The organism is Candidatus Jettenia sp. AMX1 (assembly GCF_030263775.1).
Classification (GTDB): Bacteria; Planctomycetota; Brocadiia; order Brocadiales; family Brocadiaceae; genus Jettenia; species Jettenia caeni.
Map to the genome: position 1 here is coordinate 1 of NZ_SZPP01000094.1, position 2,055 is coordinate 2,055.

Annotated in this window: 1 protein-coding gene; it reads right to left on the reverse strand. The window is 40.7% G+C overall.

Annotation, left to right across the window (positions count from 1 at the left end):
- Positions 1-180: 180 nt before the first annotated feature.
- Positions 181-1,674 carry a tRNA modification GTPase gene (locus tag FBQ94_RS17330; protein ID WP_007220715.1) on the reverse strand — a complete coding sequence of 498 codons (1,494 nt, stop codon included), beginning with the start codon at positions 1,672-1,674 and terminating at the stop codon, positions 181-183.
- Between the last annotated feature and the right edge of the window lie 381 nt (positions 1,675-2,055).

A 2,055-nucleotide genomic window follows, 5' to 3' on the forward strand; every position in this document is an offset into this window, starting at 1 on the left:
GATCCAGGTTGGTTAGATACCCATCATGCACCTGCAGAAGAGGTTGAGTATATCAACAGGAAACTTGAAGAGCTTGGCATGAGACATGAATCACATGGCGGCGCTCATCACTAAGAGGTAACGAGAGAAAAAGATTGTTCATTTATTCTCTTGATGCTGTATGAGACTTGTAGAGACGACCTACCGGGTCGTCTCTACCCTTATATTAATCGTTCCATGTCCTTCTAAACATGCTGTAAAAATCTTTTTTAATTCATCAATCAGCCCGGATATCATACAGGTCTTATCTCCCGTGTTCAAATAATTTTTTGCTTGTTTCACTACAACATCAGCTTTTGCCAGCAAACAGTACTGCCTTCTGGTAAATACTATCGGCCTCATGGGCTTATAAGTAGTGTCTAATTCGCCTACAAGCCTTTCTTTTAAATCTTCAAGTCTATCCCTATTCCGGGCGGATAGAGAATATAAAGGCTGAGTCACTGCAGACTCAATCTTTTTTCTGTCTAACCTTGCAGCCAAATCACATTTATTGACTACGGGTATAATCTTGTACGTATTCACGTTTTGGTGTAAATCATCAGCATTCTTTTTCTTCGACCAGGAACTTAATGCACTCAAGATCTCCGCATCTTCCTGATCAAAAGGCCTGGAATTATCAAATACTGCCATTACCTTATCTGCACGTTGGAGTTGTTCGAGCGCCATTTCTATGCCCATAGATTCGAGGATGTCTTCAGTATCTCTGATACCCGCAGTATCCATAATTTCAAAAGGGACTCCATGAACAGAGATCAATTCGCTTACGTAATCTCGCGTAGTCCCCGGCTCATGATGCACCAGCATTCGCTCCTCACCAAGGATAGCGTTGATGATAGTAGATTTGCCAACATTAGGCTTACCCAGGATCACTAACACTTGTGGTGTAGTCAGCGCCATACCAAGTGAAGCCGTTTCCAATAAGCATCTGATATGATTCTCCAGGGAAGAAAGCATCTTTTCGTTCAATAATGCCTCTCTGCCTTCCCTTGCCAAATTGGGAATTAAGGATTTTTCTTCTCCCCGGTACTGATCTGTATGGATAATTGCCCCATGATACCAGGATTCTTTAAGGAAAGCCCGCTCGATTCCTTCAATAATTTCCAGTCCTTGCCTTAATGCGCTTGATAATGCCCCTGCATGCTGATCCAGCAACACCTTTACGCCTAACTTTGTATGTGCGTGAACAACTGCCTGAAGCGCCTCTTTCTGAACAAAATCCATTTTGTTATTTTCAAAAGATTGCTGTAACAAAGCGTCCTGCGGAACCCCTTCTGCGCCTGAAGATTGCAGGCATTCATAAATCCTCATTACAACACGGATTCCGCCGTGGCAGTTTATTTCTACAATATCTTCACCAGTAAAACTACCCTCCTTCTTGATTATGTGCAAGATAACTTCGTCAAGTCTTTGTCCTTTATCATGTATATACCCATAGTAAAGCTTTTGATTTACAGCATTTTGAAGATCAGCAATCCCTTTTCCTGTGAATATCTTATTAACAATAGTAAAAGCGTTTGGGCCGGACACCATAACCTTACCAATACCACCTTCACCTAACGGTGTTACGATCGATGCTATGGTTTTATGTTTTACAAGCTTATCGTTTTTTGTTCTTTTATCATCTTTCTTTTGCATGTATTTTAATGGCCTCATTGCGGGAAAGTTGAATATCAGAGTAGAACAAAGGGGGATTACGATGCTTCAGTCGCTCCCTCTTTCTTTGCAGTAAATTTGATGCTTCCTTTTTAGACAGCCCTTATCCATAATACCCTTACGATCCGCAGTATTTTAGTAAGTACCTTTATTATTTTACTCCTTACTTTAGCCAAAAGCAATTATACTCAATTAAGAATTGATATAAGTCAAAATAACAGGACTCCTCCTCACCTATAAATAGGCCTTCGGCGACTTTTTCCTCTCCCTTTCGAGACTGTGTCGTAATTATCAAAATTTTTTATAAAAAAGCGGACTCTCGGAGAGATAAAGAATGCGGGATGTGATAGAATATACCCCTAA

What these genes read in the sequence shown, in the direction of transcription:
- FBQ94_RS17330 (WP_007220715.1), bottom strand. Translation starts at nt 1,674, where the DNA reads ATGCAAAAGAAAGATGATAAAAGAACAAAAAACGATAAGCTTGTAAAA.